Raw genomic sequence first — 19,521 nt, forward strand, 5'->3', positions numbered from 1 at the left:
AAATATGGCATTGGGCGGCTTTACCCCGAAGCAGCGGCTGGCCATGGCCGCTTAGTTTCTACTTCTGCCGACTGTGGAAAACGGGGGCATTACCCTCCGAACCTCATCGAAGGCCTTAGTTTGATCAAGCAGGATGCATTGCGGCGTACCATGGGATTGGATGGCGATCCTAGTGCCTTGCAGCATCGCGGCAAGATCCTGATACGTTATATCTTCGAGTGGGATAAGCCTGCGATCGCGTACATTAATCTTCCGATGTGGCTGGTCCTGCTTTTTGCTGCATCGTCAGCGGTACTGTTGATCACTAGGAGCAGCCTTGATCGACGAGATTACGCGCTCGCGGTGGCATACATTTTCAGTTTGTTAGGCCCCGTTTCGTGGTTCGTGCTGGCCAAGCAGCACAGCGCCAACCATACACATATCAACTATGTCTTGTGGTACATGCCGACATTTTTTCTGGGGTGCCTGTGCATTGTGCGCCGGTGGAAGAGGGGGCTGTCAGAACTTTCGTTCGCATCTGCAAAGACGTAGTCTTGCAAGATAGGTGACTTGAACGCAGTGCATTTGCAGCACGGCCCTAGCGATGGCATAGGACCAAGCGACGGATAGTTCAATCGTTTGGTGGTTAATCATGCGATATCGCAGAGGGAACTACGTCTACTTCTTGTGCTCGAGTGGATCTTGCTCCTGCTTGCAGGGCACTTGAACTAGGTCCCGCCGGGCCGGAGCCAAGGCCATGCGTGCAGCTGTCAGCCTACCGCCCCAGACGCAGCCAGTATCTAGGCCCAGCAGGTCATCACGCACCACTAGGCCCCGAGTAGACCAGTGTCCAAAGGCTATCGGCGTACCACGTGTGCGGCGGCCGGCCACATCAAACCAAGGCATGTGGCCGTCTGGCGCGCCGTCGGCGTCGGTCGTCTCGAATTCCATTGCGCCATCGGTTGTGCAGAAGCGCAAGCGGGTAAGGGCGTTGATGGTCAGGCGCAGGCGATCCATGCCGACAAGATCACTGCTCCACTTGGCCGGTTGATTGCCGAAAGCGTCGGCTAGAAATGTTTTCCAATGTGGGCTGCGGAGCTGGCGCTCGGCAGCGCCGGCCAGTTCCAGCACGTCGCTGGTCGTCCATTGTGGCAGCACTCCGGCATGCACCATCAGGAAGCCGTTCTCGAAGATGGCCAGTGGCTGATGGCGCAGCCAGTTGACCAGTGCATCGGCGTCGGGCGCGGCCAGGACATCGGCGATAGTGTCGCGCTTGCCCGGCTTGCGCACGCCAGCCGCGACGGCCAGTAGGTGGATATCGTGGTTGCCGAGCACGGTGCGGGCGCGGCCACTCTCGCACAATGTGATGACGCATCGCAGCGTGCCTAGCGAATCCGGGCCGCGGTTGATCAGGTCACCGACGAAGCGCAGCGGCGCGTTGGCGGGCAGTGCCGCCAGGAGAGCCTGGAGAGGGGAGCAGCAGCCTTGGAGGTCGCCGATGGCATAGGCCATATGATCTGCAAGCTTACTTCGCTGCCTTCTGGCGATTGGCGCGCCAAGCGGTCCAGATCAAACCAAGCAACAAGCCGATCAGGCCACCGGAGGCTGCGAAGAGCGAACGCTTTGGAAACACGGGTTCACGGCTCACTTCCGTTTCTCCGATCATACGCGTGTTGAAGGTACGCTCGGGATTCAGCTGCTCCTGCAGTGTGTTACGGCGCTGCTGCAACAAGCGGACGTCTGCGGCATTAGTACTCAACATGTTGTCCAGCAATACATTCTCGGAGAACTTGCCAGCGATGTTGGTCTGAAAGCGTTCGCTCGACCGCTCAGCAAGTTCCGATTGACGTGCTTGGGCAGCTGAGAGATCGGCCTGAACCTGCTGCATGTCTTCAGAAAGACGGTCCAGAGTGGGCTTCGCTAGGTAGCCGTGTTCTTCGATCAAGCTGCGGACGTACTGCTGAAGGATGCGTGACGCATTTGCTGGGCTATAACCCCGGACCGAAAGCTCAATCAGATCGGAGTTACGTAGTAGGCGAACCTCCAAGCTGCGCCGGATCAGGTCGGTTTCAGCGCTGACGCCTTCGTCCACAGGCAGGCTCAATTGCTTGAGGACGTTATCTTGGAAGGAGGCCACCTTGATGCGATCGACCGTACGCGCTGGAGGCTCGATATTGACGATGGTTGGCCCACTCGAAGTCACTAAGTACAACTGACCGTTCTGGACAGTCGCCTTGGCCTGCCAAAGGGGCGGCATCGCCCATGTCGAGGCCAAGGCGGCGCCTGCGCCGATGGCAGCACACGCAGCAAGCTTGAGTGCATTGCGGCGAAAGAATACGCCGATGTCATCCAAGCCGATAAATAGATGATCTTTGTTGAGGGGCTGATGTTCTTCAATCATGATGCTTCTTCTTGACAATCATCCAACGCGGCACGCGGAAGCGCACAATGCTCCAGTAAAGCCAGACGTAGGTCGAAACAAAAACGACCACAAACGCTATCAACCAGCCGTTGCGGTTCCAGAAGAGCGTTGCGGGTAGAACGGCCAGCAAGCTCAACAGCCACAGATAGGGCGATGTGAACGAGTTTCGGCGCAGCCGATGGCGCTCTTCCTGGCTACCAACCACCCATCGCATCAGGCGTTTGTAAATCAGCATGTGCAGGTGGATGCCATCCGGTATCCCGGGAGAAATTCCGCGCAGGAACTGCTTCCGATAAATCGAGAACAGAGTCTCGAAGATCGGGTAGATGAACATCAGCACCGGGTACCAGGCGGACACGTCCACATGGCGCATGGTCAGCAGCACTGCCAACTCCCCCAGCATGAAGCCAATGAGGTAGGCGCCCCCATCGCCAAGGAAGATGTGGCCGCCAGGAAAATTCCAGAGGAAGAAACCGAGGATCGCCCCTGCCATTACGAGCGCGCACGATAGAACGAACACGTCACCGACGTGGAACGCGACCAGCGCAATCGACGAAAACATCATGGTGGCGACGAACGCCGCCAGTCCATTGAAACCATCGATGATGTTGATCGCGTTGGCCAAACCCGCGACAGCCAGTGCGGTCAAAAGAATGGACAGGTAGTAGGGGACCGCCAGCGAACCTAAGCCAGGGATATCGATCTGCGTAATCCGCGCGTTGAGCAGCCACACTGCGAGCAGCGCTGCGACGATGGTCGCAATCAGCCGGTCGCGAGCACTGACGCGCTTGGTCAGGTCTTCGATGAAGCCCCCGAGGAAAGCAGGGATCGATGCGCCGATCAGCATTGCATACTCTTGGAATTGGTATGCGCTGGCCATCCACAGAGCAACGCCGTTCAGCACCAGGGCAACCGCGATGCCGCTGCCACCGATGCGGGGCACAGATTTTGTATGAAACTTCTGCGCACCGCTCAGATCCGCATCGCCGGACAAGTGAGAGTGCAGATGCGCGTACCTGACCACCAGCATGGTGATGCAGAACGAGATAATGAAACCAATACTGAAATTCAACATGCTGCAGGGTTCCGCAGTTCTGGGGAATCGGACGGCGCGCGTTGATACTGCGCGACCGGCTGGAGTCCCAGCAGGACGGCCAGCCACGTGTGGATGCTGTAATTCTGTCGGATTGCCTCAGTCTGTGGCGTGTAGTCAGTGTCGAAAAAGGTGGGTGGGATTTCCGGTTGCGTTCGATCGATCACCAGAATGTTGTTCGGATCGTAGAAATCGTAGGTCTTGACCAGCGGATTGGTTGTAATGAGCTTTTTGTTGGCTCCGACCATCTCGATGGTGCGCATGGTGAGCCCTGTTTGGCGCGGGTGCTGTACATCGATGACGGCGCGGCAGCGGACGAGGCCGTCGATCATGATGTCCTTCGGCAGCGGCGTCCACTGTATCTCGCGCAACGGCGGCGTGACAAAGCTTGGCTCAAGCACCTTTTTGCCGACCAGTGCAATCTTGCTCGGGTAGAAGAAGTACGTGAATGCCCGCGTCGCCTCGGGGCATTGTTGTATGACGCGCTGAATGACTTCATAGCGGTCGGAATGCAGGGAGGCGACGGCAAAGAGATCATACCGAGGCTCCGCCAATGGCAGATCCCGGTACTCGTCGGTATAAAACAACGGCAGGTGAGCAAGCCCTTCGATGGACTCACAGTCTTCGACATCGAAGCTGAAGCAAGCGTCGAACAGTGGAAGGATGCTCGTGAGATGCGGGTAGTTTCTCAGGGAATCCCAGTTGTAGTATGTACATCGCGCTCGGGGGAAGGACGCTCGCAACAACTCGACGGCTTCTGAATGCAGTGCCTCGCCTTTGATCACGATGATCTCGTCGAAGCTATCCCGGCCATGTTGCTCCGCAAGCGAGCGAATGTAATCCGTCATGCGGGTAGCCACGAGCGACGGCGAGACCCGTGTGGCAGCCTTGGTCCAGACAGTATTCGACGGCTTGTCGAGTACGACTTCTGCGTGCGCGCCTAGCGCGCGAACTGCTTGAGCAATCGCATTCTCATAACCGAAGAAACTCGGGCTCATGATCAGCACGCGCTTCCCTGCGAGCGAGCGTTGAGTGGTGTTCATATGTTTGCAATTTTGGCCGGTACGCCGACCGCCAGCGCTCCTTCGGGGATGGATGTGACCACGACTGCGTTGGCACCCACGCGGGCGCCGCGCCCAAGCTGGACCCCGCCAAGCACCTTTGCTCCGGCACCGATGGTTACGTTGTCGTCCAGCTTCGGGCGGGTCGCCTCGCTGTAGGCAAAGTCAAGCTCTTTCGCACCAAGTGTCACACCTTGGTAGATCACGGCATTCCTGCCGATGCTCCACGCGCCGACCACTGTGCCTTGAGTGTGAGGAAAGTAAAGCCCGGGTCCTATCTCGCAGCGCGCGGCAATCTCGATGCCGAATATGATGAAGTTCAGCATTGAGAGCGCTTTGCTGGCTGCTCCCCAGCCGCGTCGGTGACAGCTGTGCGCCAGCCGGCAGAGCAGGACCGGCGCAAAGCGCGGAGATAGCACCTTGACCCATAAGCGCCAGCCACCCGAGATGGACGTATTGCCCTCCAGAGACAGGCCGCGCAGGAGATCCTCCCGTAGCCACGGAATCAGGCGGAACGTAGTCGCCATCGCTCAGCCCATCAGCTTTCGAGCACGCAACTCCTTATTGGCTTCTTCGAGCCGGTCAACCGGGAGCGGTTGGGTATGCACCCAAGCGGCAAACCGGCCAAGCCCTTCCTGCAGCGAAATGGCCGGCGTGAAGCCGAGTACCGAGGCGCTTGCTGTCATGTCGGCGTAGTTGTGGCGGATGTCCCCCACGCGATACTGGCCGGTGACTTGAACGTTCGGTGTCTTGCCAAGGGCGCGAGTCAGTTCCTCTGCAACCTGTCTGACGGAGCATTGAACTCCGCTGCCCACGTTGAAGATGCGGTTGATGGCGCTTTTGGACGCGACACCCATGGCGACCGCCGTGACAACGTCTTCCACGTGAACGAAGTCGCGGCTCTCTTCGCCGTCCTCGAACAGCGGAAGAGCCAGATCACGGCGAATGCGTGTCGAGAAGATGGAGAGAATGCCGGTGTACGGATTGTTCAGGGATTGGCGCTCGCCGTAGACGTTCTGGAATCGATAGATGATGTAGTCGATCCCCAGCGATTCGCAGGCAATGCGAGTCAGGTCTTCCTGCGCGTACTTGGTGGCGGCATAGATGGAGCCAGGGCGGACACGATCGCTTTCAGAGGTGGGCTTCGCCGTCAGCGTCGAGTTGCAGCGAGGGCACGCGTACTCCCAGCGATGCGCAGCCAGCGCTTCTGGCGTGCGGCTATCCGGATAGACCGGGTCCAGCCCACAGGACGTGCAATAGTAGGCGCCTTCGCCATACACCGAGCGACTCGAGGCCAGAATCACGCGCTTTACGGTGCGCGCTTTGTCTTGCGCCAAGACGTCAAACAGCAGCGCTGTGCCGTGCGTGTTGACCATGTTGTAGCGCGCGACTTCGTACATCGACTGGCCGGTGCCGGTCTCGGCGGCCAGATGCACGACGGTTCCCACGTCCTTGAGGGCGCGTACCCAGGTGTCGCGCTCGGCCACGCTACCCCGGACGAACTCAATACCTTCGGTGTTCAGCCATTCCAGGTCTGTGGGCAGTGCGCCATGAATCTGCGTCGAGAGATTGTCGAGAATCCGCAGCGTATAGCCTGCTGCCAACAGTTTTGGGGCGAGATGCGATCCGATGAATCCGGCACCACCCGTGACAAGAACGATATTCGACATATTGAATCGGTACTGATTAAATGGTTCCGGTTAGCGAGAAATACGGCTGAACATAAACTGATCGTTCCGCTTCCATTCCAGCGCACTGTCATCAAAGCGGGCCAGAACCGCCAGAACGACAAGGATGCCTAGTCCGCCACTGAATATGATCGCCGACAAGGAGTTGAAGCACACATAGATCAGGGGTACGGCGAGCCCCGCGCACAGCGCGCGATTCTTTGACGCCAGGCACAACCTAGCCAGCAAGGCCAGCAGCATGGCGTAAGAAAGTACCCCCGTCACACCGAAATTCAGATAGGCATCAATATAGAAAACGGTGTTCGCAGACCCCGTCTCCGTTTCATTCTGCCCCCACTCGAATGCGAAGATCTCGCGCTCCAGATTGAGGCTGGGCCGGCCAGTCAAGTACGCAATGATACCAATCGACTGGCCGTCGACGGGTTTGGCTTTCAACTCGGTATCCAGATAACGTAACCAATCCACTGCAGATGCATATGGAATATACAAAATGCGGTTGACGACATAGAGGGCTTGGCTGTCGCTTCCCTGGAAAAGGTTGTACTCGTCAGGAACGGATGCGGCGGCTTCGGCCGATGCCGGTTCGTCTCCCTCCTTGCTTAGGCCGCCCCGCGCGGCAAAGGAAACGACGGTGATGGCAACAATGAGCGCAATGCCGATCAGATAGACAAGCTTCTTGCAGTTTGAGTTATAGAACACAACGATGAGCGGGATTAGCGCCGTGATGCTCAGGCTCTTCTCCAGCGTCAGCGCCAGTGTGAACAGGAACGCCACTAGCACGTAGTAACGATACCTGGACTGCTTGAGGAACAGGATGCTCAAGACCAATGGCATGAGCGACGAGATGTTGATCGCATACCAATAGAGCAGCGCACGTTCCGCGCCTGTTCGTGTGCGCAGGAATGTCTCGCGCAACTGCGCAATCTGATCAAGGGAGGCCCCCTGCAGCGATGCAATCATGGCGATCCCCGGTGCGGTTGCTGCAGAGTACGCGATCATGCCGAAGTAGAGAATCAGCACCACCAGACAGAAGTACTGCCAAGATACGCGCACATGTAGCCGCCGGGTCCATGCGTCGATTGCCGCCGGGGTCCACAGAAGGTGGAACGCGAGGAGATATGTAGCCATCGCAATCAACGACAGCGTCAGCATCTCCCCATCGTTTCCGTTGTTCCGGAGCAGAAATCCCAGCATGCTCGGGATCGCATAGAAAATCAGCGTTCCCACTACGGGCAGCAGATAGAGACGACGAAAGTGCAGCAAGCCGAGCATATGCGGCTATCCCAGTCTGCGTTTGAGTGCGTACTTTGCATACGGCACCATCTTGCACGTCAGCCAGGACAGGCCCGGCACCCATCGGTTAGCGACCGCGAAAGCGTGCAGGGCGCGGTATCGACTTGATCCGGGCGCGAGGTCAACACAGCGTTTCGCGAGCTGCGCCGCAATCTGCGAGCTCTTCGTCAGTTGCCGGAATGCCTCGCCGGCGATGTAGCGAGCCTTCCCTTGCCTGCACAGTGCAGGAAGATCCTTGAACTCCGGATTTTTCTCGACGACCAGATCCAGCGCGTAGAGCGATTCGTCCAACAGTTCCAAGGTGCGATCGCTGGCACCGAAGCCATGCTTGCGATACCGTCCCAGGACTTCATTGACCTTGATGACCTTGCCGCGCAGCGCAACCTCAATATAGAACTGCCAATCGCTGACCCAAGGCAGGCGTTCGTCGAAGCCGCCCTCGGGGATGGCCTCGGGACGGACCATGACCGACGAGGCGCCCGCGATACCGCCCTTCAGGATGATGTCGCGGTAGGACTGAATGTCTTCGCGGGCATGCTGGTCGGTTACGAAAATGGTCTCGTTCGACCTGGACTCGAAGATGTCGACTGGGTGATAGCACAGCGCAGCTTCAGGGTTCGAGCGGAATGCCTCGACTTGTTTCGAGACCTTGCCGGGCAGGAAGAGGTCGTCGCCACCCATGACGGCGATCAGGTCCCCGGTGCAGCCGAACAGGGCCACGTTGCTGTTTCCGGTAATCCCGAGGTTCGTTGGGTTGAGGATCGGCTTGACGCGCCCAGGATAGCGGGCGGCATACTCCTCAAGAATCCGGGGGGTATCATCGGTCGAAGCGTCGTCGGCGACGACAATCTCCAGCTGCGGATAGTCTTGCGACAGGATGCTGTCCAACGTCTCGCGGATGAAATGCGCCTGATTATATGTAATCACCATTACGGAAACCAGTGGTTCCGCCGGGAGTGGCTTGAAATTCGACGTCACGAGCGTTTCTTCAGGGAAAGGATGCGCCAAGGGCGCAGGACGACTACAGAGAATGCGAGCGCTGCCACTACGCTAAGTCCGCTGCGCATCCAGTCGACGAGAGTGGCATGCCAATTGAGCGCGATGGTCAGCACGACCGGGATGGCCGCAAAGAGGCACAGGAGATGGTTGCTCCTGAGATAAGGACCATATGCTCTTAATCGGGGAATGTACACCGCCACGAACAGCCAGTAGCCAGCGTAGGCGGCCAGGTAGACGATGCCGATATGCTCCGGCAGTGCCTGTCCGGTATCGCGGACCACCCAGATGCCGATCCAGAACAGTCCGTACCATAGCAGTTCACTGGCGAGAAAAAGCCGGCTGTGCCCGCGCGCCAGCAACGGCATCGCAAAAATAAAGCCCGCTACCTTCAAAAGGTCGGCAGCAAGCATCCAGCGAATGATAGAGGCTGCATCGCTGAACGCCGACGAGTAAAGGAGTTCGATCACGAGGCCGCGCGCGGCGATCATCACGCACACCAAGGGAACGAATGCTGCCAGAACGAGCTTCAGCACGGCCTGGAGCAGATTGCGTTCCTCTTCGATGGTGTTGCAGGCCGCCAGCTTGGGCAGATAGACATTCGAGAGCGCGCTCAGCAGCGTCAACACATACATCATGCAGATCGTCCAGGCGGCATCGAAGACGCCAGCTGCATCGAGCCCCAGACGCTGGATCAGCATGCGGCGGATCAGTAGTCCCGAGCCAGTAGCCAATGCAGCGCTGACCAGCGAGGATGTACCCACTTGCAGGAACTCGCGAGCCACGGTCCGGTCAAGCGCAGAAGTGGCAAGGTTCCGAGATGGCAGGAGGCCGCGTCGGCGGGCGGACTGCCATGCATAGGCCGCACCCACCAGGAGCGACATGCACAAGGCCATGGCGTTGACGAGGGTACGCCATTCAGCTGGCGCGAAGTAGCCGGAAGCGACGACCGCAAGCAGCGTACCGGCCGCTGCGATTTGCGTGCCTGCGATGCCACCATGACGACCGCCGCTTGCCTGCACGCCCATGAAGAAAAAGAACAGGATGCCGGCGACCGCCGCCCCGATGGCGATGGCCAAGTGTGCCGCTGCCCAGTGAATGCCAGGCAGCAACGTTTGCGCTCCGAACACGCACACGATCGCTAGGAGCATCGCAGTCAGAACGCAGCCCGCAGTGACCAGGCGTGCGAGTGTCCAGAAGCGGATCGGGTAGCTCGGCGTGCTGCGCGCCAAAGACTGCGTATACGCTGTTTGGCCCCCCCAAGACCCAATGGTGGTCGCGGTCTGCTGCACTTGTCGGAGCATGGAAAACACGGCGACGCCTGCGGGGCCCGTCTGGACGGCCATGATCTTCAATGCCAAGGCACCCAAGCCGAGCGACGTGATCGTGCCCAGCCCCGTGATCAGGAGTGCCTTAAAGATTTGCAGCATGCGGCTCAGCGGGCCGTGGCCCCAATTTCTACGACGGCGCGCTGTACAGCCTCAGCGATTTGCAGGACTTCCTGCTCTGTATGGACGGGCGAAAGCGGAAGGCTCAACGTCTGGGCGTGGATACGGTCCGAGATCGGCAGGTCCAGCTTGCCCAGCGCAGTAGCTGAGTAGGCGCCTTGACGGTGCGGCGAGGTCGGGTAGTGAATGGCCGTACCAATACCCATTGCGGAGAGTGCGGCTTGCAGCTGGTCCCGCGCCGGATGCCGGACGGTAAAAAGATGCCAGACGGGGTCGATACCCTGGGGCACTGCCTGCAGCGTCAGCGGCAGATTTGCCAATTCGCGGGTATAGATGGCGACCAGACGCTGGCGGATGGCGTTATCGGCATCCAGTTGGCGGAGTTTTACGCGGAGCAGAGCCGCTTGCACTTCATCCAGGCGCGCGTTGAAGCCGGCTGCTTCATGAACGTACTTCTTCTGCGATCCATAGTTCGACAGCATGCGGATGCGCTGTGCCAACTCCGGGTCGGACGTTGTCACTGCACCGCCGTCGCCGAGTGCCCCGAGGTTCTTGCCGGGATAGAAGCTGAAGGCCGCGGCATCCGCCAAGCTGCCCGTGCACTTACCGTGATAACGCGCGCCGTGCGATTGGGCAGCGTCTTCGATGACCTTGAGCCCCTGTGCGCTCGCGATCTCCAGGATCGGATCCATGTCGGCCGGTTGTCCATATAGGTGCACCGGAATGATTGCTCGGGTACGCGGGGTGATCGCGGCGGCGATCAGTCCAGGATCTAGATTGCACGTATCTTCACGTGGCTCGACAGGAACTGGCGTCGCTCCGGCAAAGGTCACGGCCAGCCAGGTCGCGATGAACGTGTTCGACGGAACAATGACCTCATCGCCGGGCCCGATCGACATTGCGCGCAGGATTAGGTGCAGCGCATCAAGGCCATTGCTCACGCCGATGCAATGTTGGGCATCGCAATAGGCGGCGAACTCAGCCTCGAACGCCTCGCACTGCTTGCCGTGGATGAACCAGCCTGCGTCGAGTACTTCGGTGAATGCAGCGAGAAGCTCCGCACGCTGTCGGTGATTGACGGCGCCAAGCTCTAGAAACGGGATAGTGGGTTGTGCCGTGTTCGTCATTGTGTTGCTCTTGCGGTCAGGGGCAGATATTTGGCGTAGCGCTCGCGCACCTGGAGATAATTGGTTTTAGGCAAGATGTAGAAACGGTCGAGCTCGGTCTCGGATTGGAGACGCGCGCCGAAGCGCTCGTGGAACTTCCAGACTTGGGTGTTGGCTTGCCGGACGTCGAAGTGCGCTTGTGCGAAACCCAGTTCCCCAAAGGCGTACTCGTAGACCAGCAGCGCCGACTCGACGGCTGCGTTTTGCGGACTGCCTTCGCGCAGAATCCAACTCCCCCAGCAGAAGCTGTCGCCTTGGCGGTCGTAGAGGCGCACGGTACCCAGGGGTTTGCCGGCTTTGTCTTCGATGATGAAGTAAGCCTGCCCGGCGCCCTGCTGGTACGCCTCCAGCCATGCTTCCTGCGCGGCGAGGTCACTATTGGTCTTCGACAGATGCTTGCTAAGCCGCTCGTTGGAGCGGAGTGCGAGAATAAATGCTGCATCGCGCACGGCAGCGTCGCGCAAATTGATCGAGCGGCCGATGATCTCCGGCTTGCGCAGGATGACTGGGCGATCGAACGCCTTGGCGAGCGCGTCGAATTCAGCTCGATCGCGGATATAGTCCGCCGGATCGTACATCTTGCTGGCCAGCACCAGCAGGACACAATCCTCGGAGAAGTCAAACATTTCCCGCCAGATCATCGGGCCGAGGTACAGGCCAAGATCCGGGCGATCGAGCGTCACTTCTTCCGTGTGAGTGCCGTCGTCGAGGAAGAACTTGCAGTGGCCTTGTACACACACTGCGATCTGTTCCAAGTCGGCGTGCGCGTGAAATCCCCGGCGCACACCATCGGCGGTGCCGAAGATGTAGTAAGCACGCGCGACGGGGAACGGCACGTTGGCGCCGTGTTCAAGCGCAATCAGCGAGCCCCGCGTATCTCCCTTGATGTCGAACTGAACTGTCCGGGCGTTAGGCAGCGCCGTCTGATGGAGTGTGGATTGCATGCTCGCGGCGGTGGGAGTCTAGGCAGTGATCGAGAGAGCGTTCCCAAGCTTCGGGAACCATGCCGAACATCGATTCGAGTTTGGCGAGTGACAGGCGGGAATTGGCGGGTCGGGCCGCCGGTGTTGGGTATTCCACGGCAGGAATCGGCTCGACGGCCACCCCGGTGATGCCTGAGCGTTGTAGGATGGCTTCGGCAAAGCCGTGCCAGCTTGTGCTGCCGCTACTGGTCAGGTGATAGACGCCACCGTGGGCTGTCCACCAGGCCGGATCAGCTTGCGCGCTGCCGCGTCCGCGGGCGATGACATGGGCGGTCAGGTCAGCAATGGAGCGTGACCACGTGGGCGCGCCGATTTGGTCAGAGACGACACGCAACTGCGGGCGCTCCTTGGCCAGCCGTTGAATCGTGACCAAAAAATTCTTGCCGCGCGCGCCGTATACCCAGCTGGTGCGAAAAACCAGGGCTGCCGGATTGGCGCCCAATGCGTTGTGCTCGCCCGCTAGCTTGGAGGCGCCGTAGACGTTCAGCGGATTGGTGGCGTCGGTTTCCGTGTAGGCACCATCTTTGCGGCCGTCGAACACGTAATCGGTTGAGTAGTGGATGAACACAGCTTGCGAGCGCTTGCACTCCTCAGCGAGGACACCCGGAAGGTCGGCGTTGAGCAGGAATGCCGCGTCCCGCTCCTGTTCCGCCTTGTCCACGGCAGTGTAGGCGGCAGCATTGACGACGATCGACGGCTCGATGCTGCGGATCAGCGCGCGCACTGCGTCCAGGCGGGACAGATCCACCACCGAGCGATCGACACTGATGATTTCCCCCAGTCCTTGCAGGCTGCGCAGCAGTTCCCAGCCAACTTGGCCGGTCGTGCCAGTCACGACGATGCGGGGACGCGAGTGCATGGTCATGCGAAGACCTCTGCGCCGGTAAACGCTGCCGCTGCTGCATCTTTGGCGGCTAGGATTGGCTCCGCGCCCGCCAGTGGCCAGTCGATGGCGATCGTCGGATCGTTCCATACAACGGACCGCTCGTGCTCCGGGTACCAATAATCGGTCGTCTTGTAGAGAAATTCGGCTGTCTCGCTCAAGACCAGAAAGCCGTGGGCGAAGCCCGGCGGAACCCAAAGTTGACGTTTATTCTCTGCCGAGAGACGGACGCCGGCCCATTTGCCGAAGGTCGACGAAGACTTGCGCAAATCGACAGCAACGTCAAAGACTTCCCCGGAAATCACGCGGACCAGCTTCCCCTGGGCATGCTCGATCTGATAGTGCATGCCACGCAGAACGCCCTTGCGGGACATCGAATGGTTGTCCTGCACGAAGGGCGTGCTGACACCGGTCACGGCTTCGAATTCCCGACCGTTGAAGCTCTCGAAAAAGAAGCCGCGGCTGTCACCGTAGACCTTGGGCTCGAGGATAAGCACGCCCGGGAGGGTGGTTTCTGTGACGTTGAGGTTCATCGAGGGACATCCTCCGCGACAAGCTGGCGGAGATAGGCGCCATAGCCGTTTTTGGCGAGCGGCGCGGCGAGTTTCTGGACTTGCTCTAGATCAATCCATTGCTGGCGGAACGCAATCTCTTCGGGGCAGGCAACCATCAAGCCCTGGCGGCGCTGCAGCGTTGCGATGAACGTCGCGGCCTCAATGAGCGAGTCGTGCGTGCCAGTGTCGAGCCATGCATAGCCGCGCCCCATGATCTCCACTTCCAGAGTGCCGCGCTCGAGATAGCGTTGATTGACTTCGGTGATCTCGAGTTCGCCGCGCGCGGACGGCTTGACGTCTGCAGCGATCTGGCAGACGTCCGAGTCATAAAAATACAGACCGGTGACCGCGTAATTCGAGCGCGGCTTGACGGGCTTCTCTTCCAGCGAGACCGCGCGCATGTCGCCGTCAAACTCGACCACGCCATAGCGCTCCGGGTCGTGGACATGGTATGCGAAGACGGTGGCGCCAGTGGTCTGCGCACTGGCCCGGCTCAACTGCTTCACCAGATCGTGGCCGTAGAAGATATTGTCCCCAAGGATGAGGGCAGAGGGATCGCCGTCGACAAAGTCTTTGCCGATGATGAAAGCCTGTGCGAGCCCGTCCGGGGATGGCTGGACTGCGTACTGCAGATTCAGCCCCCATTGGCTGCCGTCGCCCAGCATCTCGAAGAACCGCGGAGTGTCCTGCGGCGTTGAGATGATGAGAATGTCGCGAATACCCGCCAGCATGAGCGTGCTGAGTGGGTAATAAATCATCGGCTTGTCGTATACCGGAAGCAACTGCTTCGACACCGAGTGGGTGATCGGATACAGTCGTGTCCCCGAGCCGCCTGCGAGGATGATGCCTTTGCGTGCCATGGAAAGTCCGATTGGTTAGCGGCGACTGCCGTAGTTCACGTCGACCCACTCCCGATAGGCCCCAGACATCACATCCGCAACCCATTCCTGATTCTCGAGGTACCACTCGACGGTTTTGCGCAGGCCAGTCTCGAACGTTTCTGCCGGTTTCCAATTCAACTCACGCTCGAGTTTTCGTGCGTCGATCGCGTAGCGTCGGTCATGGCCGGGGCGGTCTCTTACGAAAGTAATTTGTTCGCGATATGAGCCGTGGGCGCGCGGTTTAAGGGTATCGAGCAGGTCACAAAGCGTATGAACGACTTCAAGATTGTTCTTCTCATTCCAGCCGCCCACGTTGTAGACCTCGCCGACCGTGCCCGCTTCCAGCACGCGTCGGATCGCGGCACAGTGGTCGCCGACGTAGAGCCAATCCCGTACGTTTAGACCATCGCCATACACGGGCAGGGGCTTGCCCGCCAACGCATTGGCGATCATGAGAGGGATGAGCTTCTCGGGGAAGTGATACGGGCCGTAGTTATTCGAGCAGTTGGTCGTAAGAACCGGCAGCCCATAAGTATGGAAGTACGCGCGAACCAAATGGTCCGAGCCCGCTTTCGAAGCCGAATAGGGGCTGTTGGGGGCGTAGGGTGTGGTTTCCGTAAAGGGGGCGTCGTCCGGCCCCAGGGAGCCATAGACCTCATCCGTGGAAACGTGATGGAAGCGGAAATTTGCGCGTGCCGCGCCCTCCAGCCGGTTCCAGTAGGCGCGCGCAGCTTCCAGCAGCGTGAACGTTCCGAACACGTTCGTTTGCACGAAATCCGCCGGGCCGTGGATTGACCGGTCCACGTGGCTTTCTGCCGCAAAATGCACGATCGCCCGTGGTGCGTGCCGGGTCAGCAGCTCGTCCATCGACGCGCGATCACAAATGTCCGCGCGCACGAACGTATGCCGGGCATCTCCCTCCAGCGACGCTAGGGTCTTCAGATTGCCGGCATAGGTCAGTTTGTCGACATTGACCACCGGCTCATCGGAACCACGCAGCCAGTCCAGAACGAAGTTGGCGCCGATAAATCCAGCACCGCCTGTAATCAAAATCATGCGATTGTCGGGTGAACGTTGCGCGCAGAGGCTGAAGTCAAAGAATGGCTGCGCAGTGGGGGAAGAGTCGGACGGCTCATACAAGCCAGCCGAGTATTATAAAGGGTCAAAGGTTAGAATCCGAAACCACTTGTAACATTCCGCACACTGTATGTCTTTACAGGTGCTGAGAACTCATGACCCAACTGAACCCCACCATCTTCAAAGCCTACGACATCCGCGGCATCGTCGAAAAAACAGTCGATGCGGAAACCGCACGTCTCATCGGCCGCGCTTTCGGCTCCGCAGCACGCGCCAAGGGCGAATCCGCCGTCGTCATCGGCCGTGACGGTCGCCTGTCCGGCCCTAATCTGCTCGCAGCGCTGGCAGACGGCCTGCGCGCGAGCGGCGTCGATGTGATCGATCTGGGCCTCGTGGCCACGCCGATGGTGTACTTCGGCACGAACATCGAGCTGGCTGGCCGTCGCGCCACGTCGGGCGTGATGGTCACGGGCAGCCACAATCCGCCCGACTACAACGGCTTCAAGATGGTGCTGGCTAGCCAGGCCATCTACGGCGAACAGATTCAAGCTCTGCGCACGCGCATCGAGCAGGGCGATTTCACTGAAGGCGCGGGCGCGTACGTACAGGTGGACATCCGCCAGCAATACATCGACCGAATTATCTCGGATGTCAAGGTGAGCCGCCCGATGAAGATTGCCGTGGACTGCGGCAACGGCGTGGCAGGCGCTTTTGCGCCGGAGTTGTTCCGCGCGATGGGCTGCGAGGTGACGGAGTTGTTCTGCGAGGTGGATGGCCATTTCCCGAATCACCATCCGGACCCGGCCCACGTCGAGAACCTGCAGGACCTCGTGCGCACGCTGCAGACCACGGATTGCGAACTCGGCCTCGCGTTCGATGGCGACGGCGACCGCCTGGGCGTGGTGACCAAGGACGGTCAGGTCATTTTCCCTGACCGCCAGTTGATGCTGTTCGCGCAGGAAGTCCTGTCGCGTAACCCGGGCGGCGAAATCATCTTCGACGTGAAGTGCACGGGCAAGCTGGCGCCGTTCATCCGTGAGCACGGCGGCAAGGCCACGATGTGGAAGACGGGCCATTCGCTCGTCAAGGCCAAGCTGAAGGAAACGGGCGCTCCGCTGGCCGGCGAGATGAGCGGCCACATTTTCTTCAAGGACCGTTGGTACGGTTTCGATGACGGTCTGTACACGGGCGCGCGCCTGCTAGAGATCGTCTCGCGTCTGGCCGACCCGAGCGCTACGCTCAACGCGCTGCCGAACTCGCACTGCACGCCAGAGCTGCAGCTGAAGTGTGCCGAGGGTGAATCGTTCGAGCTGCTCGACAAGATCAAGGCCAATGCCACGTTTACCGGCGCGAAGGAAGTCAACCGCATCGATGGCGTGCGCGTGGAATACGAAGATGGCTTCGGCTTGGCGCGTCCGTCCAACACCACGCCGGTGGTGGTGATGCGCTTCGAGGCCGACAACGATGCCGCGATGACGCGTATTCAGGGCGAATTCCGCCGCGTGATCCTGGCCGAAAAGCCGGACGCGCAACTGCCGTTCTGACCGCACGGTTCGCACTCATGAAGTTGGGGGAAGGGATGACGGCATGCGCGTGCTGATCGTCAAGGTTTCGTCGCTTGGCGATGTGGTGCATTGCACGCCGGTCGTGGCCGATATCCTGCGTGCGTATCCGGATGCCGAGATCGACTGGGTGGTCGAGGAGGGTTTCGCCGGCATCGTCCGTATCGTGCGCGGTGTGCAGGGCGTGATTCCGTTCGCGCTGCGGCGTTGGCGCAAGTCGCTCGGCTCCGGCAGGACTTGGGGCGAGGTGGCGGCGTTCCGTCGCGCGTTGCGATCCAAGTCGTACGACGCGGTGCTCGACACGCAAGGCCTGATCAAAACGGCGCTCGTTGCGGCGCAGGCCAAGCTGGTGCCGGGTGGTTTCGTGGCGGGCTTCGGCAATCGGACGGAAGGCGCCGGCTATGAGCCGCTTGCCAAGCTGTTCTACCAACGCAAGGTCGAAATGGAACCGCACATCCACGTGGTCGAGCGCTCGCGCCGCATGGTGGCGGAAGCGCTCGGTTACGCGCTGCCTGACGCCATCGACTTCGGTTTGCAGCCGCCCGCCGACTTGCCCTTCAATCTGCCACGTCCGTACGTGGCGCTGGTGCATGCGACTTCGCGCGCCGACAAAGGGTGGCCGCTCGAGGCGTGGGTGGATGTGGCACGCGCGCTGCTTGCCCGCGACTACGCCATCGCCCTGCCGTGGGGCAGCGAGACCGAGCGACGCACGAGTGAATCCATCCGCGAGGCTATCGTCGCGGCGGTGCCGGGTACGGTCGGACGCGTGGTGATTCCGCCGCGCATGTCGCTTCCCGATGTGACGGCATTTCTCGCTCATGCGACTGCGGTGGTGGGTGTGGACACCGGCCTCGTGCACATTGCGGCCGCGCTGTGCAAGCCGACCGTGGCGCTCTACAACTTCACCACGTCCTGGCGCACGGGGGGGTACTGGACGCCCAACGTGCACGACCTCGGCAGCGCCGAGGCCCATCCCACCAGCGCGCAGGCGCTCGATGCGCTGCGTGCGCTGGGTGTGCTCTGATGCTGCGCGTTCTATATCGCTGGTTGTGGCGCATTGCGCTGCCGTTCGCATTGCTGCGCCTGTGGTGGCGCGGCCGCAAGGAGCCCGGTTATCGACAGCATGTCGGCGAGCGGCTTGGCTTCTATCCGCCGCGCCCGAATCCTGACCGTCCGTTGCTGTGGGTGCACGCCGTGTCCGTTGGCGAGACGCGCGCCGCGCAGCCGCTGATTGATGCCCTGTTGGCGCGCTTTCCGCACCACGCTGTCCTGCTGACGCACATGACGCCGACGGGCCGCCGCACGGGCGCTCAATTCGCGGCACAACGCAACCGCCGCGTCATCCAGGCGTATCTTCCGTACGATTTGCCGAGCGCAGTCGATCGGTTTCTGCGGCATTTCCAACCGCGCCTTGGCCTGCTGATGGAGACCGAGATCTGGCCGGTGCTGATCGAGCGCGCCTATACGGCCGGTGTGCCGATGGTGCTCGTCAACGGGCGCCTGTCTGCGCGCAGTCACCAGCGTACCGCGCGCCTGGGTGACGCGGCGCGCCAGACGTACGCGCAGCTCGCCGCCGTGCTGGCCCAGACGCCCGACGACGCCGATCGCTACCGCTCGCTCGGCGTGCCGCGCGTGCGGGTGACCGGCAACCTGAAGTTCGACATCACGCCGCATGTGGACCAGATCATGGCCGGACGTGCGTTGCACGACGCGCTACGTGGCCGATCGGTATGGGTGGCCGCCAGCACGCGCGAGGGCGAAGAAGCGTTGCTGCTTGACGCGTGGCAGGCGCATCGCGCGCAGCATGTCGGGCGCCGGCATGCGTTGCTGATTCTTGTGCCGCGTCACCCGCAGCGTTTTCATGAAGTGGCCCAGGCTGCCGAACGCGCGGGCTTGCGTGTCGTGCGTCGCAGTGCGTTGTCGGTGTCTGCAGCAGGCGTGACGGAGTCCGATCAACTTGCCGACGCCGACGTTTTGCTCGGGGACTCGATGGGCGAGATGGCACTGTATTACGCGGCTGGCGAAGTGGCGTTCATCGGCGGCAGCCTGCTTCCGCTCGGGGGGCAGAATTTGATCGAGGCCTGCGCGGTCGGCACACCCGTGGTCATCGGCCCGCATACCTTTAACTTCGCGCAGGCGACTCGCGATGCAGTTGCCGCGGGTGCGTGCGAGCAGGTAGGAGATGCCGCTGCGGCGATACGTGTGATCGACGCGTGGCTGTCCGATGCCGATGCGCGCGAAGCCGCATCACGTGCCGCGCTGGCGTTTGCCGCCACACACGGCGGTGCGACGGCGCGCACGGTGGAGGCGGTGGCATCCCTGGTCTTGCCAACGCTGTAACGCTGTGTACGTCCGGCACGAAACGTGCGAACTCATGGCGAGCCGGGCAGACTAATGACTCTTCGTGTAGTTTGCATTCCGTCACCGTTCACGAT

General features: G+C 60.5%; 19 protein-coding genes. 4 read left to right on the forward strand and 15 right to left on the reverse strand.

The window, feature by feature from the left end; translation table 11 throughout:
* The coding region (locus tag ACUXH0_RS25720; protein ID WP_476196442.1) for a hypothetical protein at positions 1-531 on the forward strand (531 nt) is incomplete at its 5' end.
* Between the two features lie 126 nt (positions 532-657).
* Here ACUXH0_RS25720 and ACUXH0_RS25725 read toward each other — a convergent pair.
* Genes ACUXH0_RS25725 through rfbB form a run of 15 tightly spaced genes read right to left on the reverse strand, consistent with a single transcriptional unit; the run spans position 658 to position 15,503 of the window.
* On the reverse strand, positions 658-1,491 hold the full coding sequence (locus ACUXH0_RS25725; protein ID WP_182594947.1) for a symmetrical bis(5'-nucleosyl)-tetraphosphatase: 834 nt from the start codon (positions 1,489-1,491) through the stop codon (positions 658-660).
* A 13-nt stretch (positions 1,492-1,504) separates the two neighbouring features.
* A complete protein-coding gene (locus ACUXH0_RS25730) occupies positions 1,505-2,380 on the reverse strand; it encodes a GumC domain-containing protein (protein ID WP_182594948.1) in 876 nt (291 codons plus the stop codon).
* Positions 2,373-3,476 (reverse strand): MraY family glycosyltransferase, encoded by a 1,104-nt coding sequence (locus tag ACUXH0_RS25735; protein ID WP_182594949.1) that lies wholly within the window; start codon positions 3,474-3,476, stop codon positions 2,373-2,375. The genes ACUXH0_RS25730 and ACUXH0_RS25735 overlap by 8 nt, the downstream gene beginning before the upstream one ends.
* Positions 3,470-4,537 carry a WaaS/CpsH family glycosyltransferase gene (locus ACUXH0_RS25740; RefSeq protein ID WP_182594950.1) on the reverse strand — a complete coding sequence of 356 codons (1,068 nt, stop codon included), beginning with the start codon at positions 4,535-4,537 and terminating at the stop codon, positions 3,470-3,472. The genes ACUXH0_RS25735 and ACUXH0_RS25740 overlap by 7 nt, the downstream gene beginning before the upstream one ends.
* Positions 4,534-5,082, reverse strand: a complete 549-nt coding sequence (locus tag ACUXH0_RS25745) for a serine O-acetyltransferase (protein ID WP_182594951.1) — start codon at positions 5,080-5,082, stop codon at positions 4,534-4,536. Before ACUXH0_RS25745 ends, ACUXH0_RS25740 begins: the two co-directional genes overlap by 4 nt.
* A 3-nt stretch (positions 5,083-5,085) precedes the next feature.
* The gene (locus ACUXH0_RS25750) at positions 5,086-6,225 is read right to left on the reverse strand and encodes an NAD-dependent epimerase/dehydratase family protein (RefSeq protein WP_182594952.1); all 1,140 of its coding nucleotides are present in this window, start codon (positions 6,223-6,225) and stop codon (positions 5,086-5,088) included.
* A 30-nt stretch (positions 6,226-6,255) separates the two neighbouring features.
* Positions 6,256-7,515 (reverse strand): hypothetical protein, encoded by a 1,260-nt coding sequence (locus tag ACUXH0_RS25755; protein ID WP_182594953.1) that lies wholly within the window; start codon positions 7,513-7,515, stop codon positions 6,256-6,258.
* A 6-nt stretch (positions 7,516-7,521) separates the two neighbouring features.
* Positions 7,522-8,514 (reverse strand): glycosyltransferase, encoded by a 993-nt coding sequence (locus ACUXH0_RS25760; protein WP_182594954.1) that lies wholly within the window; start codon positions 8,512-8,514, stop codon positions 7,522-7,524.
* Positions 8,511-9,962, reverse strand: a complete 1,452-nt coding sequence (locus ACUXH0_RS25765) for an MATE family efflux transporter (RefSeq protein WP_182594955.1) — start codon at positions 9,960-9,962, stop codon at positions 8,511-8,513. Before ACUXH0_RS25765 ends, ACUXH0_RS25760 begins: the two co-directional genes overlap by 4 nt.
* 5 nt (positions 9,963-9,967) lie before the next feature.
* Positions 9,968-11,107, reverse strand: a complete 1,140-nt coding sequence (locus tag ACUXH0_RS25770) for a DegT/DnrJ/EryC1/StrS family aminotransferase (RefSeq protein ID WP_182594956.1) — start codon at positions 11,105-11,107, stop codon at positions 9,968-9,970.
* Positions 11,104-12,090 (reverse strand): GNAT family N-acetyltransferase, encoded by a 987-nt coding sequence (locus ACUXH0_RS25775; protein WP_182594957.1) that lies wholly within the window; start codon positions 12,088-12,090, stop codon positions 11,104-11,106. Before ACUXH0_RS25775 ends, ACUXH0_RS25770 begins: the two co-directional genes overlap by 4 nt.
* Entirely contained in the window at positions 12,056-12,994 is a 939-nt protein-coding gene (rfbD, locus tag ACUXH0_RS25780; protein WP_182594958.1) for a dTDP-4-dehydrorhamnose reductase, read from the reverse strand. The genes ACUXH0_RS25775 and rfbD overlap by 35 nt, the downstream gene beginning before the upstream one ends.
* The gene (gene rfbC / locus ACUXH0_RS25785; RefSeq protein ID WP_182594959.1) at positions 12,991-13,545 is read right to left on the reverse strand and encodes a dTDP-4-dehydrorhamnose 3,5-epimerase; all 555 of its coding nucleotides are present in this window, start codon (positions 13,543-13,545) and stop codon (positions 12,991-12,993) included. The genes rfbD and rfbC overlap by 4 nt, the downstream gene beginning before the upstream one ends.
* On the reverse strand, positions 13,542-14,426 hold the full coding sequence (gene rfbA / locus ACUXH0_RS25790; protein WP_182594960.1) for a glucose-1-phosphate thymidylyltransferase RfbA: 885 nt from the start codon (positions 14,424-14,426) through the stop codon (positions 13,542-13,544). Before rfbA ends, rfbC begins: the two co-directional genes overlap by 4 nt.
* A 15-nt stretch (positions 14,427-14,441) precedes the next feature.
* Entirely contained in the window at positions 14,442-15,503 is a 1,062-nt protein-coding gene (gene rfbB, locus ACUXH0_RS25795; protein WP_182594961.1) for a dTDP-glucose 4,6-dehydratase, read from the reverse strand.
* 176 nt (positions 15,504-15,679) lie between these two features.
* Here rfbB and ACUXH0_RS25800 point away from each other — a divergent pair, with 176 nt between their 5' ends.
* The 3 genes from ACUXH0_RS25800 to waaA are packed head-to-tail and all read left to right on the forward strand — an operon-like array spanning position 15,680 to position 19,426.
* Positions 15,680-17,068: a phosphomannomutase/phosphoglucomutase gene (locus tag ACUXH0_RS25800; RefSeq protein ID WP_182594962.1), complete on the forward strand. Its 1,389-nt coding sequence runs from the start codon at positions 15,680-15,682 to the stop codon at positions 17,066-17,068.
* Positions 17,069-17,111: 43 nt separating this feature from the next.
* Positions 17,112-18,110 (forward strand): lipopolysaccharide heptosyltransferase I, encoded by a 999-nt coding sequence (gene waaC / locus ACUXH0_RS25805; RefSeq protein ID WP_012435044.1) that lies wholly within the window; start codon positions 17,112-17,114, stop codon positions 18,108-18,110.
* Entirely contained in the window at positions 18,110-19,426 is a 1,317-nt protein-coding gene (gene waaA, locus ACUXH0_RS25810) for a lipid IV(A) 3-deoxy-D-manno-octulosonic acid transferase (protein ID WP_182594963.1), read from the forward strand. Before waaC ends, waaA begins: the two co-directional genes overlap by 1 nt.
* The last annotated feature ends 95 nt before the right edge of the window (positions 19,427-19,521 follow it).

Source organism: Ralstonia sp. 110700041-2, from assembly GCF_056280165.1.

What these genes read in the sequence shown, in the direction of transcription:
- ACUXH0_RS25725 (WP_182594947.1), bottom strand. Translation starts at nt 1,491, where the DNA reads ATGGCCTATGCCATCGGCGACCTCCAAGGCTGCTGCTCCCCTCTCCAG.
- ACUXH0_RS25730 (WP_182594948.1), bottom strand. Translation starts at nt 2,380, where the DNA reads ATGATTGAAGAACATCAGCCCCTCAACAAAGATCATCTATTTATCGGC.
- ACUXH0_RS25735 (WP_182594949.1), bottom strand. Translation starts at nt 3,476, where the DNA reads ATGTTGAATTTCAGTATTGGTTTCATTATCTCGTTCTGCATCACCATG.
- ACUXH0_RS25740 (WP_182594950.1), bottom strand. Translation starts at nt 4,537, where the DNA reads ATGAACACCACTCAACGCTCGCTCGCAGGGAAGCGCGTGCTGATCATG.
- ACUXH0_RS25745 (WP_182594951.1), bottom strand. Translation starts at nt 5,082, where the DNA reads ATGGCGACTACGTTCCGCCTGATTCCGTGGCTACGGGAGGATCTCCTG.
- ACUXH0_RS25750 (WP_182594952.1), bottom strand. Translation starts at nt 6,225, where the DNA reads ATGTCGAATATCGTTCTTGTCACGGGTGGTGCCGGATTCATCGGATCG.
- ACUXH0_RS25755 (WP_182594953.1), bottom strand. Translation starts at nt 7,515, where the DNA reads ATGCTCGGCTTGCTGCACTTTCGTCGTCTCTATCTGCTGCCCGTAGTG.
- ACUXH0_RS25765 (WP_182594955.1), bottom strand. Translation starts at nt 9,962, where the DNA reads ATGCTGCAAATCTTTAAGGCACTCCTGATCACGGGGCTGGGCACGATC.
- ACUXH0_RS25770 (WP_182594956.1), bottom strand. Translation starts at nt 11,107, where the DNA reads ATGACGAACACGGCACAACCCACTATCCCGTTTCTAGAGCTTGGCGCC.
- ACUXH0_RS25775 (WP_182594957.1), bottom strand. Translation starts at nt 12,090, where the DNA reads ATGCAATCCACACTCCATCAGACGGCGCTGCCTAACGCCCGGACAGTT.
- rfbD (WP_182594958.1), bottom strand. Translation starts at nt 12,994, where the DNA reads ATGACCATGCACTCGCGTCCCCGCATCGTCGTGACTGGCACGACCGGC.
- rfbC (WP_182594959.1), bottom strand. Translation starts at nt 13,545, where the DNA reads ATGAACCTCAACGTCACAGAAACCACCCTCCCGGGCGTGCTTATCCTC.
- rfbA (WP_182594960.1), bottom strand. Translation starts at nt 14,426, where the DNA reads ATGGCACGCAAAGGCATCATCCTCGCAGGCGGCTCGGGGACACGACTG.
- rfbB (WP_182594961.1), bottom strand. Translation starts at nt 15,503, where the DNA reads ATGATTTTGATTACAGGCGGTGCTGGATTTATCGGCGCCAACTTCGTT.
- ACUXH0_RS25800 (WP_182594962.1), top strand. Translation starts at nt 15,680, where the DNA reads ATGACCCAACTGAACCCCACCATCTTCAAAGCCTACGACATCCGCGGC.
- waaC (WP_012435044.1), top strand. Translation starts at nt 17,112, where the DNA reads ATGCGCGTGCTGATCGTCAAGGTTTCGTCGCTTGGCGATGTGGTGCAT.
- waaA (WP_182594963.1), top strand. Translation starts at nt 18,110, where the DNA reads ATGCTGCGCGTTCTATATCGCTGGTTGTGGCGCATTGCGCTGCCGTTC.